14 protein-coding genes are annotated in these 15735 nt (G+C 61.5%); 10 read left to right on the top strand and 4 right to left on the bottom strand.

Annotated features, from left to right (window positions below; all coding sequences use genetic code 11):
* The first annotated feature begins 300 nt into the window (after positions 1-300).
* From H8F23_RS20035 to H8F23_RS20055, 5 genes are all read left to right on the top strand, one after another.
* A complete protein-coding gene (locus H8F23_RS20035) occupies positions 301-672 on the top strand; it encodes a translation initiation factor Sui1 (RefSeq protein WP_007914613.1) in 372 nt (123 codons plus the stop codon).
* 219 nt (positions 673-891) lie between these two features.
* Entirely contained in the window at positions 892-2805 is a 1914-nt protein-coding gene (gene speA, locus H8F23_RS20040) for an arginine decarboxylase (RefSeq protein WP_038360569.1), read from the top strand.
* 233 nt (positions 2806-3038) lie between these two features.
* A complete protein-coding gene (locus H8F23_RS20045) occupies positions 3039-4382 on the top strand; it encodes a type VI secretion system Vgr family protein (RefSeq protein WP_194935530.1) in 1344 nt (447 codons plus the stop codon).
* On the top strand, positions 4379-5173 hold the full coding sequence (locus H8F23_RS20050) for a DUF4123 domain-containing protein (RefSeq protein ID WP_093430255.1): 795 nt from the start codon (positions 4379-4381) through the stop codon (positions 5171-5173). Before H8F23_RS20045 ends, H8F23_RS20050 begins: the two co-directional genes overlap by 4 nt.
* 17 nt (positions 5174-5190) lie before the next feature.
* On the top strand, positions 5191-6054 hold the full coding sequence (locus H8F23_RS20055; protein ID WP_194935531.1) for an alpha/beta hydrolase: 864 nt from the start codon (positions 5191-5193) through the stop codon (positions 6052-6054).
* On the opposite strand, the gene H8F23_RS20060 is transcribed toward H8F23_RS20055, so the two are convergent.
* Positions 6048-7397 carry an MATE family efflux transporter gene (locus tag H8F23_RS20060; RefSeq protein ID WP_194935532.1) on the bottom strand — a complete coding sequence of 450 codons (1350 nt, stop codon included), beginning with the start codon at positions 7395-7397 and terminating at the stop codon, positions 6048-6050. The genes H8F23_RS20055 and H8F23_RS20060 overlap by 7 nt on opposite strands.
* A 159-nt stretch (positions 7398-7556) precedes the next feature.
* The gene (locus tag H8F23_RS20065) at positions 7557-7850 is read right to left on the bottom strand and encodes a hypothetical protein (RefSeq protein WP_007914623.1); all 294 of its coding nucleotides are present in this window, start codon (positions 7848-7850) and stop codon (positions 7557-7559) included.
* Positions 7851-8009: 159 nt separating this feature from the next.
* Here H8F23_RS20065 and H8F23_RS20070 point away from each other — a divergent pair, with 159 nt between their 5' ends.
* From H8F23_RS20070 to H8F23_RS20090, 5 genes are all read left to right on the top strand, one after another.
* Positions 8010-8312, top strand: a complete 303-nt coding sequence (locus tag H8F23_RS20070; protein ID WP_007914625.1) for a MazG-like family protein — start codon at positions 8010-8012, stop codon at positions 8310-8312.
* Positions 8312-9061 (top strand): methyltransferase, encoded by a 750-nt coding sequence (locus H8F23_RS20075; RefSeq protein WP_194935533.1) that lies wholly within the window; start codon positions 8312-8314, stop codon positions 9059-9061. Before H8F23_RS20070 ends, H8F23_RS20075 begins: the two co-directional genes overlap by 1 nt.
* 12 nt (positions 9062-9073) lie before the next feature.
* The gene (locus H8F23_RS20080; protein ID WP_194935534.1) at positions 9074-9688 is read left to right on the top strand and encodes a DUF4136 domain-containing protein; all 615 of its coding nucleotides are present in this window, start codon (positions 9074-9076) and stop codon (positions 9686-9688) included.
* Between the two features lie 54 nt (positions 9689-9742).
* Positions 9743-10300, top strand: a complete 558-nt coding sequence (locus H8F23_RS20085; RefSeq protein ID WP_194935535.1) for a DUF4136 domain-containing protein — start codon at positions 9743-9745, stop codon at positions 10298-10300.
* 204 nt (positions 10301-10504) lie between these two features.
* Positions 10505-12493: a pilus assembly protein TadG-related protein gene (locus tag H8F23_RS20090; protein ID WP_194935536.1), complete on the top strand. Its 1989-nt coding sequence runs from the start codon at positions 10505-10507 to the stop codon at positions 12491-12493.
* Here H8F23_RS20090 and H8F23_RS20095 read toward each other — a convergent pair.
* Positions 12490-15243, bottom strand: coding sequence for a PAS domain-containing sensor histidine kinase (locus H8F23_RS20095; RefSeq protein ID WP_194935537.1), 2754 nt, complete (start codon positions 15241-15243; stop codon positions 12490-12492). The two genes, H8F23_RS20090 and H8F23_RS20095, sit on opposite strands and share 4 nt — an antisense overlap.
* The gene (locus H8F23_RS20100) at positions 15240-15683 is read right to left on the bottom strand and encodes a TadE/TadG family type IV pilus assembly protein (protein WP_194935538.1); all 444 of its coding nucleotides are present in this window, start codon (positions 15681-15683) and stop codon (positions 15240-15242) included. Before H8F23_RS20100 ends, H8F23_RS20095 begins: the two co-directional genes overlap by 4 nt.
* Positions 15684-15735: the final 52 nt, after the last annotated feature.

Raw genomic sequence — 15735 nt, forward strand, 5'->3', positions numbered from 1 at the left:
GCCGATTGGCACTTAGCAATCGGGATTTTTGCCGTTACACTGCGCGACCTTTTCAAGCTGCACCAAAGAGTTTGAGGTTGGCCTGCTGACCCGCTGTAGGAGCTGCCGAAGGCTGCGATCTTTTGATCTTGTTTTTCAAGAGCAGGATCAAAAGATCGCAGCCTTCGGCAGCTCCTACGGTTCAGCAGTCTCGTCGCCAAATTCCGGTGCAGTAGCGCTGCCCCTGCCTGAGTGGGGCTTCGCGGTCGATGACCTTGCCCAAGGTCGCGATCAGTCTTTGTCCTCCCGAGAGGATTGCCGGTGGCCAAAAAAGCCGCATCCTTCGCCGCCCTGGGCGGCCTGGTATTTTCCACCGACGCAGGTCGTCATTGCCCGGAATGCAGTAAGCCGGTGGACGCCTGTATCTGCAAACAAACCGTGATCCCGGCTGGCGACGGCATTGCCCGCGTGCGACGCGAGAGCAAGGGCCGTGGCGGCAAAACGGTGACCACCATCACCGGCGTGCCACTGGCCGAAGACGCGCTCAAGGAGCTGGCGACAACGTTGAAGAAACGTTGCGGCACTGGCGGCGCGTTGAAGGACGGGATCATCGAAATCCAGGGCGATCATGTCGAGCTACTCTTGGCTGAGCTGATCAAGCACGGTTTCAAAGCGAAGAAGTCCGGCGGCTAGCAGCCTCTGTGAAAACCACCTGCGGCTTGATCCGGCGCTGAAACACTTCAGATCCGGCGTCGTCTCCATGGTTTTCACAGAGCCTGTTCATGACCGGTTTCTAAACTCCACGCAGTCAGTGCGGTCTACCGCCGCGCTGACAAACCGTCATTTTCATTCTTTAGAATGCGCCGGCCTGAGATCAGGCGACGCACTATGACTTCTTTATAGGGGACTTCGATGTCCGTACGACGCACACGCAAAGACGATGGCAGCCAATGGACAGTTGCGGACAGCCGCAGTGTTTACGGGATTCGCCATTGGGGGGCCGGGTATTTCGCGATCAATGACGCCGGTCGCGTCGAAGTTCGTCCGAACGGCCCGAGCAGTTCGCCTATCGACCTGTTCGAACAAGTCGACCAACTGCGCAAAAGCGGTTTGTCCTTGCCGTTGCTGGTTCGTTTCCCGGACATTCTGCAAGACCGCGTCCGTCAGTTGACCGGTGCCTTCGATTCGAACATCGAGCGCCTGGAGTACCAGAGCAAGTACACCGCGCTGTACCCGATCAAGGTTAACCAGCAAGAAGCGGTGATCGAGAACATCATCGCCACCCAGGACGTTTCCATCGGCCTGGAAGCCGGCTCCAAGCCTGAGTTGCTGGCCGTGCTGGCGCTGGCGCCGAAGGGCGGCACCATCGTCTGCAACGGTTACAAGGACCGCGAGTTCATCCGTCTGGCGCTGATGGGCCAGAAGCTTGGCCACAACGTCTTCATCGTCATCGAGAAAGAATCCGAAGTCGGTCTGGTGATCGAAGAAGCCGCCTCGCTCAAGGTCAAGCCACAGGTCGGCCTGCGCGTGCGTCTGTCGTCGCTGGCGTCGTCGAAGTGGGCGGACACCGGTGGCGAGAAATCCAAATTCGGTCTGTCGGCAGCACAACTGCTGTCGGTGGTCGAGCGTTTCCGCGCGGCTGGCCTGGATCAGGGCATTCGCCTGTTGCACTTCCACATGGGCTCGCAGATCGCCAACCTGGCTGACTACCAGCACGGCTTCAAGGAAGCGATCCGTTACTACGGCGAGCTGCGCAATCTCGGTCTGCCGGTCGATCACATCGACGTCGGCGGCGGTCTGGGCGTCGACTACGATGGCACGCACTCGCGCAACGCCAGCTCGATCAATTACGACATGGACGATTACGCCGGTGTCGTGGTTGGCATGCTCAAGGAATTCTGCGACGCGCAGAGCCTGCCGCATCCGCACATTTTCTCCGAAAGCGGCCGCTCGCTGACCGCGCACCACGCCATGCTGGTGGTGCAGGTAACCGACGTCGAGAAGCACAACGACGAGATCCCGCAGATCGAAAACAAAGAGTCGCTGCCGGAAACCGTGCAGTGGCTGGTTGACCTGCTCGGCCCGACCGACATCGAAATGGTCACCGAAACCTACTGGCGCGCCACCCACTACATGAGCGACGTTGCCGCGCAGTACGCCGACGGCAAGCTGACCCTGGCTGAAAAAGCCTTGGCCGAGCAGTGCTACTTCGCCGTCTGCCGTCGCCTGCACAACTCGCTGAAAGCCCGTCAGCGTTCGCACCGTCAGGTGCTCGACGAGCTCAACGACAAGCTGGCCGACAAGTACATCTGCAACTTCTCGGTATTCCAGAGCCTGCCGGACACCTGGGCGATCGATCAGGTGCTGCCGATCATCCCGCTGCACCGTCTCGACGAAGAGCCGCTGCGCCGTGCGGTGCTGCAGGATCTGACCTGCGACTCCGACGGCAAGATCAATCAGTACGTCGACGAGCAGAGCATCGAAACCAGCCTGCCGGTACACGGTTTGAATGAAGGCGAAGATTACCTGCTGGGCGTGTTCCTGGTTGGCGCCTATCAGGAAATCCTCGGCGACATGCACAACCTGTTTGGTGACACCGACTCGGTGAACATCTACCAGAACGCCGATGGCAGCGTGTATCACGCCGGTATCGAGACCCACGACACCATCGAAGACATGCTGCGTTACGTGCACTTGTCGCCGGAAGAACTGATGACTCACTACCGCGACAAGTGCGCCAGTGCCCGCATCAGTGCCAGCGAGCGCACGCAATTTCTCGATGCCTTGCGTCTGGGCCTGACCCGCTCCTCCTACCTGTCTTCCTGAGGCCAGGTGGCGATCTTGCCGGGTTGTCTGAATTTTTCCTGAGCGTGGCGGAAAATTCGGATGATCCGGTGGGATATCTCCCAAAATCTTCGCGAAATCCATGGCATTCCCGGCCAGCAAAGTCATCCGGTCTGCTTTTCGCGTAGGTCATTTCCTAAGTTGTACTTCAGCTCTCTACTCGGCCATGGCTCTCGGCGAGAATCCCCGACCGCCCCTCCTGTAGAGATCCGCCCATGTTCGAACCAGTCAACGAGTCGTCCTTTCGTCTCGATGTAGCGGGCCTGTCCGACCCTTTCGAAGTCCTGGCCTTTACCGGTAGCGAAGCCCTCAGCGAATCCTTTGCGTTCGAGATCGATGTGTTGATCGACGATCCGCACCTGGATCTCGCCGGCCTGCTATACCGTTCGGCGTTCCTCTGTTTCGGGCCGTCGGGGGAGGGCGTGCACGGGCAATTGCAGAGCCTTGTCCAGCATGAACACGCAGAGGGTTCGAGATTGAGCCGGATCCGTCTGGGGCCGAAACTCGCTTGCCTCGGGCTGCGCTTCAGCCAGCGCATCTTCAGTGGCCGTTCGGTGCCGCAGATCATCGAACAAGTGCTCAGGGAGCACGGGATTGTTGGTGCCCAGCGCCGCTTCGATCTGTCCGGCGGCTACCCGGCCCGGACGTTCTGCACGCAGTACCGCGAGTCCGATTTGCAACTGCTCCAGCGCTTGTGTGCGCAGGCGCGGATTCACTACTACTTTGAACACGATCGCGACCGGCATTGCCTGGTGTTCGCCGATGATCCGGCGCAGTTACCCGTAGCCGGTACCGCGCAGTATCCGTGCGGGGACGACGGGCAAGACAGGTCACCCGCGTTGCGGCAATGGCAATTGCAAAGTGCAATCGGGACCCGTTTATCGGGTGTGCAACGGGCTGAAGGCCAGAGTGAACTGCCAGCGTTGCGCAGCGGTCGCTGGCTGCGGTTGGCCGGTCATCCCTTCGCTGAATGCAATCGGCCGTGGTTGCTCACACGCATTGAACATCGCGCCGATCCATCCCGTGAACCTCCCTACGTCAACCGCCTGTTCGGTACGGTGCAAGTGCCGTACACATCGGCTACAGCGCCATCGCGCCTGCGCATGCACAGCCTGCAACGGGCCTGGGTGGTGGCGGTCGATGAACCGCAGCCTGACCGGATGCGCCCGGTGGCGGTGCAATTCGACTGGCTCTACCAGGGCGAAGGGGCCGCCCCGAGTCATTGTTGGCTACCGCTTGCGCCGTCCCTGGCGCAGGTGTCCATGGCGGCGCTGAGCGAGGGTGTCGAGGTGGTGGTGAGTTTCTTCGAAGGGGATCCGGATCAGCCGATGATCAGCGGCGTGCTGCAGCCGCCATCTGCCGTTGCCGACACCGATGATGACCTGCCGATGCCTCTGCCAGACAGCCTGGTGAGTGACGGCTTGCAGCAACTGCTGACTTGCGGTGAACCGTTGCTGCTGTTGTGCCTGATTCCCGGCGGCGGCAGTTTCAACCATTGCGCTCAATCGGTGTGCAGTTGTCGATTGGTCACCGCGCTTGAACAGAGCGGCGCAACATGAATGGCGCGGCGCTTGAGCCCATGGCGCAGTGGCTGTTGCTCGATGGCCCGGATGCACCGCAGGCCTTGCTGACCCTGCACCGGGCTTTTGCCGGTGTGCAGTGTTTCAGCCTGTTCGAAGGCACTGAGTTCGAACCGGTCAGCGAGCACGGCCCGGTGTTGATCGAGCTGCGTGACTGCCCGGCATTGGCCGCGTTGTGTCACAGCGACCCGAACACCTGGCGCGGGCTGTTGCTGAGCAGTGAGGTTGCGGCGCAACAACTGCTGAGTCACTTGCAGCGCATGCTCACGGTGTCGTTTGGATTGAACCACCGGGCTTTGCTCAGCTATTACAACCGGCAGACCGCGAGCTATTTTTTCGATGCCTGCGACGCCGCTGAGCTGAGCCGCTGGCTCGGCCCGATCCGTCAGCTGCGCTGGTTCGGTGGCACTTGGGCCGACCGGGCTATTGGCAGTCTGGGCTGGCAGCAGTTGCGCAACCCGGGGCTAGCCGTCGAGCCGCTGAGCATCGAAGAAAGCCTGACCCGGCGCCAGCGCGAACGCCTGCAAACCTGCTTGCTGGAGCAGCATATCTGGCGCTGGTGCCAATCGCTGGGAACCGATTACGCGACGATGGCCTCCCATGTGCATCAAGGCCTGACGCTGGGATTCAGCGACCGCACCGTGCTCGATGGCTGGTTATGGCTACGCTTGCTGCATCCGCGAGCCGTGCTGGTGCCACCGCCGGTGGGGCTGACCCAGCAGCAGCGGCTTGACCATGTGCGGCGCCAGTGGCGCAGCGATCAGTCCTGAGGCGAGGTTCGGCGCGTATGGCAGGTTTATTCCGGCAAGGGTTGGGGATCGTGTTGCTGCTGGTGCTGGGCGGTTGTTCGCCGGTGCAGTTGCTCAATGCGTTGACTCCTGACAGCACGTACGCCAAAACCGTGGGCATCGCCTATGGCGACGATCCTCGGCAGAAGCTCGACGTGTATGTGCCGCATCAGCCGATGCCCGGCGCGCCGGTGGTGGTGTTTTTCTATGGCGGCAGCTGGAACAGCGGTTCGCGCGTCGACTACCGCTTTGTCGGCGAAGCGCTGGCGTCCCGAGGGATTGTTGCCGTGGTGGCGGATTACCGTTTGTATCCACAGGTGCGCTATCCGCTGTTCCTGCAAGACGGGGCGCGTGCGGTGGCATGGACCAAAGCGCATATCCACGAGTTTTCCGGCAACCCGCAGCGCTTGTATCTGATGGGACACAGCTCGGGCGGGTACAACGCGGCGATGCTCGCGCTGGACAGCGAATGGCTCGCGGCGGTGGGCATGTCGCCCAGGGATTTACAAGGCTGGATCGGTCTGGCCGGGCCGTATGATTTTCTGCCGATCAAGAATCCCGAGGTGCGTCCGGTGTTCTTCTGGCCGGATTCACCGCCGCAGTCGCAGCCGATCAACCATGTCAGTCGCGGCGCACCGCCTGCGCTGTTGATTGCGGCAAGCCGGGATGATCTGGTCAACCCGACGCGCAACACCGGCGGTCTCGCAAGCAAGCTGCGCGAGGCCGGTGTGCCGGCGCAGGATTTGTATTATTCGCGGCCCAGCCACATAACCTTGGTGGCGACCCTGTCGCGGCCGTTGCGGCGTCTGGCGCCGGTGCTCGATCAGGTGGTCGGGTTTATCGCCCATACGCCGAGTCAGTGAACGCCGCCACTGAACCAGCCATCGTTGTGCTTGAGCCACCAGGCTTGCGCACCGAGGGTCAGGCTGCGCAACACCATGAACAGCAGAAAAGATATCCACAGCCCGTGATTGCCCAGACCTTGCAGCGCCCAGGCGAACGGCAATAACAGCACCACGGTGATCAGCATGCCGTTGCGCATTTCCCGCGCGCGGGTGGCGCCGATGAACAAACCGTCGAGCAGGTAGCTCCAGACTGCAATCAGCGGCAGCACGGCGAGGTAGGGCAGGTAGACGAACGCGGTGTCGCGCACGCTCTGGATGTCAGTCTGCATCTCGATGAACAAGTGCCCGGCCAGCAGGAACAGCAGGGCGAAGCCGAGGCTGGCGATCAGTGACCAGCCGCCTGCCACCACCAGCGAGCGACGCAGGGCCAGACGATCACGGGCACCGATGGCGTGTCCGCACAAGGCTTCGACGGCGTGGGCCAGACCGTCCAGCGCATGCGCGGTGAGCAGCAAGCCATTGAGCAGCAGCGCGTTGGCGGCCACCGTCGAATCACCCAGGCGCGCCCCTTGTACGGTGATCATGAAAAACACCGATTGCAGCGCCAGGCTGCGGATAAAGATATCGCGGTTGACCGCCAGCAACGGGCGCCAGCTCTGCCAGATTTTCAGCGCTGCCCAAGCGATGTGCCCGGGGTACGCGCGCAGCGCCTTGCGGGTCAGCAGCAGGCCGAGCAGGGCGCCGCTCCATTCGGCGATCACCGAGGCCCGCGCCGAACCGACCACGCCCCAATCCAGGCCGATGACGAACCACAGATTGAGGACGATGTTGATCAGGTTGGTGGTCAGCAGAATCGCCAGCGGCGCCCGGGCATTTTGCGTACCGAGGAACCAGCCGACCAGCGCATAACTGGCCAGCGCCGCCGGCAGGCCGAACAGGCGTGTATGGAAAAAGTCCCGGGTGAGTTGATCCAGCTCCGCTGACGGTTGCATGAAGTGCAACGCAACACCACTCAGCGGCACACCCAAGGTGCCAAGCACCAGTGCCAGTCCCATCGCCAGCAGCAAGCCCTGCAACAGAATCTGCCGCAACGCCGCACCGTCGCTGCGCCCGGCGGCCTGCGCGGCAAATCCGGTGGTGCCCATGCGCAGAAAGCCCATGGCCCAGGCGAGAAAGGTGTACAGGCTGGCACCGACCGCCACTGCGCCTAATTGATGGGCGTGGGGCAAGTGGCCGATAACGGTGCTGTCGACCAGCGCCACCAACGGTACGGAAATATTGGACAGAATCATGGGCGCGGCAAGTGCCCAGACCTTGCGGTGCGTCGGGCGGTCGCGCCAGTCGGCGATCAGGTTGGACATGCGGGCTCCTTGGGGAGCGGCATTGTAGCGATTCCTCTGGCCTGAAACGCGATTCACTGTAGGAGTGAGCCTGCTCGCGATAGCGTCCGTTCAGTCAAAACAGCTTCGAATGACACACCGCTATCGCGAGCAGGCTCACTCCTACAAGGTTTTGTGGCGCTAGTGAATAATCCAGCTAAGCAGCCACAACCCCAGCAACAACCAGATGATCCCGGCAATGATCGACGCATTCATGAACGCGCGAATCGCCGACCACAACAGCATCAGCCCGACAATCAGGGCGATGATGCTGATGATCGAGGTGTCCATGCCCAGGGTTTTGGCCAGCCCGTCGACAAAGTTGCCGCCGGCATTGCTCAGAATGTTGAACAAACCACTGAGGCCATCGACGATAAACCGGATGACCGAACCGAGCGCCTGCCCGAGCCATTCGAAAAAGCTTTCTACCTGCATGTGTGCATCCTGATGAAAGAGCTGAGCCTTGGGCCACAACGCGGGTGGCCGAGTTCCCTGCATGATAGAAGGTTTGCACCCATTCTGTGTGGGAGCGAGCCTGCGCCGCTTGCCTTTGGTGGGTATCCCCCCGAAGCTATACGCCTTCAGGAGAACCCGATGAACCTTGTTGAACTGACCGAACGCCTGCACGCCATTCGCGACCGTAATGACTGGCGGCAATTTCACAGCCCGAAAAACCTCGCCATGGCAGCCAGTGTCGAAATGTCCGAACTGGTGGAAATCTTCCAGTGGCTGACTGAAGACCAGTCGCGCCAGTTGCCCGCCGACAAACTCGCCCACGCCGGTCAGGAAGTCGGCGATATCGTGTTGTATCTGTTGCTGCTGTGCAGCGAGTTGGGCCTGGACATGAATGAAGTGGTGCGCGCCAAGCTTGCCGACAGCGAACGGCGGTTCAGCTGATGAGCGACCGGCATTTCGATCAGTTGGCGACGCGGTTCGCCGAAAAAATCTATGGCGGCGCGAAAGGCGCGATTCGCCTCGCGGTGTTGCAGGCCGACCTAATCGAGGCACTGCCGGATCGTCCGTTGCGCGTTCTCGACATCGGTGGTGGTCTCGGCCACATGTCGCTGTGGCTGGCCGAGCGCGGCCACGATGTGACCTTCACCGAGCCGGCCGCGCCGATGCTCGAAGGTGCGCGCCAGCGTTTTGCCGAGGCTGGGCAAACCGCGACGTTCATTCAGGCATCGTGGCAGGAACTGCTCGGCCAACTCAACGAACCGTACGATCTGGTGATCTGCCACGCCGTGCTCGAATGGCTGGCCGAACCCCACGCGATCCTGCCGGTGCTGCACCAACTCACCAAGCCCGGCGGCTGGTTGTCGCTGGCGTTCTACAACCGCGACGCGCTGATCTACCGCAACCTGCTCAAAGGCCATTTCAAGAAAATGCGCAAGAACAGCATGGCCGGGGAAAAGCAGAGCCTGACCCCGCAACAGCCTCTCGACCCACGGGAATTGGCAACGCAACTCGACGGCCTGTGGCAGGTCGAAACCCAAAGCGGGATCAGGGTTTTCCACGACTACATGCCGGTGGAATTCCAGGCCCGCGCCGAACTCGCGGATTTGCTTGAGATGGAGCTCGCTCACCGCCGTCACCCAAGCTTCGCCGGGCTTGGGCGCTATTTGCACTGGATCTGCCGGCCGATCTGATCGGAGCGCGACATGAAAGCTCAATCCGGGTTATTGCTGATCTGTCTGGGGTTGGCTGCTTGCCAGAGCAGCAACCCGTACGTGGCGCAATCGCGGCCCTTGCCGCCGGCGCCAGCGCAAGCCGCCACTACGTTTGACCGCAGCGCGTACCCGGCGCCGCCGCGTGATTACGGGCGCTATCGCAGCTGGGCCTGGCTCAACGGGCAACTGCCGCCGGGCACGGCCTGGGCGGATTCGGCGCAAGTGGCCGAAGCGGTGAGCAACGCGCTGGATCAGCGCGGTTTGCGCCCATTGCACGACAATCGCCCGGCCGACCTGTTGGTCAGCGCCGATCTGCGGCTGGAAACCCGTTTGCGGCAGGTCCAGGACGACTACGGCTACTATGGCGGCGGATACGGCGGCTACGATCGATATGGTCGCGGTTATGGCATGTACAACACGGTGCCGATCGTGCGCACGTATTCGGAGCAGGTCGTGGTGGTGCAGGTCAATCTGTTCGACGCCGGCAGCGGGCAACCGGTCTGGAGTGCCAGTGCCGAAACCGCGAACAAGGGCAGCGAAATCGATCGCACCGATTCGATCCGCGAAGCTGTGGAAAAGGCCATGTCGGCGTATCCTCCGAGTTAGCTTTCTGCCAACGGGAAGCTGCCGCAGGTTCATGTCTTCAACCGGAGAAAAACCATGTTCCGCCGTCTCGCTTTACTGGCCATGGCCGCGCTGCTCAGCGCCTGCGCCGCCAACCAGGTCAACCACGACTTCGATGCCAGCCGCGACTTTGCCGCCTATCGCAGCTGGAGCTGGAAAGACCCCGCCCTGCAATATCGCCCCGATGATCCACGAATCAAAAGCGACCTGACCGAACAGCGCATCCGCCAGGCCGTCGCCGATCAGCTCGACCAGCGCGGTTTGCGTCCTGCGGCGGCGGGGGCCAAGGGTGACCTGAATGTGCAGACCTACCTGATCGTCGAGGATCGTCAGCAGCAAGTGACGACCAATTACGGTGGCGGTTGGGGTGGCCCGTGGAACGGCTACTGGGGCGCACCGATGTACAACGAAACGCGCAACATCACCTACAAGGTCGCGACCATCCAGATCGACCTGCTCGACGGCAAGGACGGCAAACTGGTGTGGCGCGGCAGCGATGAGCAGATGCTCGCCAGCAGGCCGAATCCCGAAGATCGCAGCAATGCCATTCGCGAGACTGTCGGGCGGATTCTGGCCAACTATCCACCGCGTTGAGTCTGTTCAGAAAAAACGGGAGCCCCTGAGCTCCCGTTTTTTTGCCCTGCGACGACCACCGGTAGGAGCTGCCGAAGGCTGCGATCTTATGATTTTGCTTTTCAGAGGCCAAGATCAAAAGATCGCAGCCTGCGGCAGCTCCTACCGGGGATTGCGCGTCTACACTCAGTTGCACCAATGGAGCTAGCGGCAAAGGAGTGCGCCATGTCGCCTCGTTCGCGATTCAACGGCCCGGCCCGCCAGCGCGGGGCGATTGGCTTGATAGCGGCGGCCACCCTCAGTCTGGCGGTGGTGATGCTGCTGTTGGTGGTCGACACCGGCCGCCTGTACATGGAACAGCGCAAATTGCAGCGCGTGGTCGACAACGCCGCCCTCGAAGCCGTCAGCCGTGGCGGTAATTGCCTGCCGGGGCTGAGCGCCGCCAGTTATGCCGGGCAAAGCGCCGTGCGCAATGGCTACATCGTCGATGCCAGCAACACCCTCGCCACCACGTGCGGCACCCTGGTGACTGCCGCCAGCGGTTTACGCACGTTCGCCGTGGATGCCACGCAAATGGCTGCGGTCAAAGTCGTCGCCAGTCGCACGGTGATCACCAGTTTTGCCGGCGGCGTACAAGCCTTGTTCAGCGCTACACCGGTCAGTCTCAATACCACGCTGAATGCCTCGGCGGTGGCCGCCAAACCGCAGCCAACGGTCGCCCAGCTGAATATTCGCAGCACGCTGGCGAGCATCGATACGGCCCAGTCGAACATCCTCAATCCGCTGTTTTCCGGGTTGCTCGGCGGTAACGTCAACCTCACCGCGTTAGGCTGGGACGGCCTGCTGAACACTGATATCAACTTGCTCAAATACCTTGATCAACTGGCGATCAATCTCAACGTCGCGGCGGGCAATTACACGCAATTACTCAACACTCAGGCCACGGTGACGCAACTGATTCAGGCGGCGGCGACGGTGGTGCAACTCAATGGTGCGACCGCGCAGGTGATCACTGCGCTGGGCCAATTGCAGGTGGCCGCGATCAACGCGGCGCCGGTCAAACTGGGCGACATCCTGCAACTGCAGACCGGCACCACGGCAGCAGGGCTGGACGCCAATCTGCAACTGCTGCAACTGATTCAGGGCGTGGTGCAACTGGCCAACAGCAAGAGTGCGGTGGCGGCGACGTTGCCGATCAGCGTGCTCGGGCTGGCGAATGTCACGGTGCGGGTGAAAGTGATCGAGCCGCCGCAGTTTTCCGCCATTGGCGATCCGGCGCGGGCCAAGGTCAATCCGACCGGGCCGGACCGGATTTATGTGCGTACGGCGCAGGTGCGCACGATGTTGTCGGTGAGCCTGCCGGTGCTGTCCGGGGTCACGGGGCTGACCAATGCGGTGTTGGGATTGGTCGCGGGACTGACGCCGACGCTCAATGCAGTCCTGAGTCTGAATCTGGTAGCAGTCCTGAGTTCGGTTGCCTGCGTCGGTTGCCAACAACTTGACCCACTCCTATTGCCATCCCCTGAAATTGACATCAGCCTGGATGCTGGTGGCGCGAAAAGCTATGTCACCGATTACAGCTGCCCAACCGGGACAACAGGCACGAAAAGCCTGACTGCCCACACCATCACATCCATTGCCGACCTCAAACTCGGAAAGATCGACCCTGCCAACGCCTTTTCCTCGGCCGCCGAACCGACTGTCACGCCGTTACCGTTGGTTGATCTGGGAATCGTCACGTGCCACAAAATTCTGGGCATCGGGACTTGCGACCCCTCCACCCATATTCAATACGGCGCTGGCGGCATTGCGATCAAACTCGACACCAGCGTCGCGCAAAACAATCAGGATCTGGTGTTCTCCAGCGCTACGCCATTCGCCACCCCGGCGAACCTCAAATTGCCCCCAAGCATTCAGTCGGCCGCACCCACCAGTAACATCGTCGGCAGCCTGTCGAACACCCTCGCGGGCATCAACCTGATCGTCTACAAACCCCAGGGCAGCAATCCATTGGGGGCTATCGTTACCGACGTTGCCTCGTTGATCAGCGATGTCGCCAGCAAATTGCTGCCGGTGGTGACCAACCTGGTCAGCCCGTTGCTCGACCCGCTGCTGAACAACCTGCTCAAAGGCCTGGGCATTAACCTGATGGATGTCGACGTCGGTGCCAACATGACCTGCGGCCAGACCGGCAAGGCCTATCTGGTGATCTAGGCGTCCACGGCAACCGGCAACTCGATGCAGAACCGTGCACCCTCCACCGAGTTGCGCACGCTCAACCGGCCGCCCATGTTGTCGATGATGCCGTAGCTCACCGACAGCCCCAGCCCGGTGCCGACGCCGATGGGTTTGGTGGTGAAAAACGGCTCGAAGATCCGCTCCAGTAAACGCGGATCGATGCCGCCCCCGTTGTCCTCGACCCACAGTCGCACATGCTGCTCATCACGTTCAGCGTAGATTGAGATCCACGGTTTGAAGCTTGAGTCCTTCTCGCGTTTGCTCAGTAACGCATCCCGCGCGTTGACCATCAGATTGATCAACACCTGTTCAAGCTGATCGACGTAGCCGCGCACTTGCACCTCGAACCCGGTCTCGCTGATGCGCAAATCCACGCCTTTGCCGCGCATGCCCTCGGCCAGCAGCGACAGCGTGCCTTCAATGGCCGAGGCGGGGTTGAACAGTTGCTGCTCGATCTCCGAACGTCGGCCGAATACGCGCATGTGATCGACGACTTTCGCTGCCCGCTGCACCTGCGCATCAATGCGATTGAGCTTGTCGGTCAGGTAATCGACCTGCACATCGCCGTTGCCCAGACGCTTGAGCACGTTGACGATGGCCATGCGCATCACGTTCAGCGGCTGATTGATTTCATGGGCGAGGCCGGTGGCCATTTCGCCAAGGGTGGCCATTTTCGCGCTTTGCGTGAGTTGCTGCTGCGAGCGGCGCACCTCGGTGTTGTCGCGGCCTACCGCTTGCACTTCGATCAACTGGCCGTGCTCATCGAACACGCCGCGATCGGACCACACCCACCAGGCATGTTCTCTGCCGGGCAGTTGCAGGCTGATTTCCGCGGTGCTCACCGGTTGCTCCGCAGTCAGTGCAGCGAGGCGCTGGACGAACGCAGTACGTTGTTCCTCGGACATCCAGCTGCCCAGATCGACCCCTGGCAGTTCCTCCGGCGTGCATTCCAGATACTTCGCCAGCGGCCGGTTACCAAAGGTCAGAATCAGATCCGGGCGATAGCGACAGATCATTGCCGGCGAGTCTTCCACCAGAATCCGATAGCGCTCTTCACTCTTTTTCACCTGTTCGGCTGCCAGGGTCGCCTCGGTGACGTCCAGCCACAAACCGACCGCTTCGACCGGCAGGCCGAGGTCATTGCGCAGCAGACGGGCTTCATCGAGCAACCAGTGATACTCGCCGCGACGGTCGCGCAGTCGATAACGGCTGCGCACCGAACCTTCGCGCAGCAACTGGCGGCTGCGGGCGAAATACACCTCGCGATCCTCGGGATGGATCATCTCGACCAGTGCGCCGTCGCTGCAGTCCTCGAGGTTCCAGCCCAGCAAGGGTTGCAAGCTGGCACTGAAGAACGCCGGGATCAGCGCGCCTTCGTGGTAGTGCTGGACGTAAATCACCGCGGGCGAGCTGGCAATCAGGTTGTCCAGCCGCGCATGCGCGGCGGCGGCCCGTTGTTGCTGGTTCTGGATGTCGCTGATGTCGAGCATGAAACCGACCAGCCGGCGGTGCTCGCCGCTGCCAATCAGTTGGCCCTGTACGCGATACCATGTGGGCGCTTGCGCGGGATTGCCGCCGTGCAGACGCACCGACAGCGTCAGAGCCTCACCGTGTTGTTGCAAAGCGTGCAGACGGCTGCGCAACTCGTCGCGGTCGGCGGGATGGATTTGCGTCAGCCAGTCTTCCAGCGGCAATCCGCCAGGGTTGACGTTCAGGGCCGCCGCCAGCGTGGGCGCCAGCTGAATGTTGGCGTCGCCTGCAAGGATCTCCCACCAGCCGGTACCGAGCAGGGTTTGCAGCGATTCGATGCGTTCCAGTTGCAGGTGATGCTGCTGTTCGCGCAGGCGCCCCAGCAACGGCCCGGCCAGCGCGCCGAGCAGTGCCATCCAGTCACGCTCGGTCAGGTATGGTGCGGCGCTGTCCACGGGATAAAACCCACAGAGCAGCCAGGCCACCACACCGTGTTCATCGCTATACGGCACCGCGAAACCTTCGGCACTGCCGAACAGAACCTGCACTCGCGAATGTTCATCCAGGCCCTGATGCGCGCCGACACGTTGCGGCGCGGCACCGTTCAGGCTGTCCAGCGGCGTGCCCAGACGTTGCTGGTCGTGCCACAGGTTCGGCGCATCGTGGGCCCGATGCTGACGATAGATCTGCCAGCCCTGCTGCTCATCATCGAGCAAGGCCAGCGCCAGACAAGGGATGTGCCAGCGCTGGGCGATCATTTGCAATTGTTCGCTGACGATCGCCGGCAACCGCGCCTGGCTGCATGCGCGCAACTGGTCGCTGATCTGCCCGGCGAGCAATCGGCAGGCATCACGCTGGCGCGATTGTTGGCGTTCGAGCAACAAGTCGGCGATATCGATCAACTGCATCAGCCAGCCCTCGCCCAGCGGTTGAACCCAGCCACGCACGTGCACGGTCTGCTCGCCCAGACCGAAGAAGTCGAGATCAAGCAAAAGCCCCTGCCACTCCCTTGGTCGACCTTCGATGGTCAGTGTGCTGTGCGGCAGTAGATAGGCGCTCAGCGGTAAGGGCCGATCGTGAGTCTTGAACTGCGCCAACAGGTGCCGCAGCGGCCCGGCCATTTGCAGCACGTCCCCGTCGTCGTTCAGGTACAGGTGCAAGCCTGTTGCGGGTGAACCGAGTGGGTCGGGCAACTCATGGGCGGCGGGCGGTGTGCGTTTGAGCAAACGCCCGAAAAGTTTGTCTCCAGACGTCAAAATTGCAGACTCGACTTGGCGGTCAGGTAAGTGGGCAGGCTGGGTACCGCGCCGATGCCCGGCAGAACCAGAAACGGCATGACCTGATTGAGCTTGCTGACCGGGTAATTCACTTGCACTGTCAGCAGGCCCGTCGCGCTGTATTCGACACTGGTGTCAACGCCGACCACCAGGTTGAAGATCGGACGGATCCAGGACAATTGCTGGGTCAGCGTGGCATTCGCGGTGTTGATCACCACGGTTGAATAGTTGGGCGTGTTGGGATCGACCGCGACACTGCGGCGCACGGCTTCGGATGTGGCCTGATTGAACGATTGCATCATCACCAAGGGCAGGCTGTAACTGACCAGGCCGTAAAACACGGCGAAAAAGATGATGAACACCAAGGCGAACTCAATCGCCACCGCACCTTTTTGCGACTTGCGAAAGCCGGTTTTCATGAGTGCGTCTACCCTGACTGTCACTGCGTAGTCTCAGCATAGAATCATTCCG

The organism is Pseudomonas neuropathica, from assembly GCF_015461835.1.
GTDB lineage: Bacteria > Pseudomonadota > Gammaproteobacteria > Pseudomonadales > Pseudomonadaceae > Aquipseudomonas > Aquipseudomonas neuropathica.

Excerpts from the sequence above, each read along its gene's own strand:
- speA (WP_038360569.1), top strand. The coding sequence starts at position 892 with ATGTCCGTACGACGCACACGCAAAGACGATGGCAGCCAATGGACAGTT.
- H8F23_RS20045 (WP_194935530.1), top strand. The coding sequence starts at position 3,039 with ATGTTCGAACCAGTCAACGAGTCGTCCTTTCGTCTCGATGTAGCGGGC.
- H8F23_RS20050 (WP_093430255.1), top strand. The coding sequence starts at position 4,379 with ATGAATGGCGCGGCGCTTGAGCCCATGGCGCAGTGGCTGTTGCTCGAT.
- H8F23_RS20055 (WP_194935531.1), top strand. The coding sequence starts at position 5,191 with ATGGCAGGTTTATTCCGGCAAGGGTTGGGGATCGTGTTGCTGCTGGTG.
- H8F23_RS20060 (WP_194935532.1), bottom strand. The coding sequence starts at position 7,397 with ATGTCCAACCTGATCGCCGACTGGCGCGACCGCCCGACGCACCGCAAG.
- H8F23_RS20065 (WP_007914623.1), bottom strand. The coding sequence starts at position 7,850 with ATGCAGGTAGAAAGCTTTTTCGAATGGCTCGGGCAGGCGCTCGGTTCG.
- H8F23_RS20070 (WP_007914625.1), top strand. The coding sequence starts at position 8,010 with ATGAACCTTGTTGAACTGACCGAACGCCTGCACGCCATTCGCGACCGT.
- H8F23_RS20075 (WP_194935533.1), top strand. The coding sequence starts at position 8,312 with ATGAGCGACCGGCATTTCGATCAGTTGGCGACGCGGTTCGCCGAAAAA.
- H8F23_RS20080 (WP_194935534.1), top strand. The coding sequence starts at position 9,074 with ATGAAAGCTCAATCCGGGTTATTGCTGATCTGTCTGGGGTTGGCTGCT.
- H8F23_RS20085 (WP_194935535.1), top strand. The coding sequence starts at position 9,743 with ATGTTCCGCCGTCTCGCTTTACTGGCCATGGCCGCGCTGCTCAGCGCC.
- H8F23_RS20090 (WP_194935536.1), top strand. The coding sequence starts at position 10,505 with ATGTCGCCTCGTTCGCGATTCAACGGCCCGGCCCGCCAGCGCGGGGCG.
- H8F23_RS20100 (WP_194935538.1), bottom strand. The coding sequence starts at position 15,683 with ATGAAAACCGGCTTTCGCAAGTCGCAAAAAGGTGCGGTGGCGATTGAG.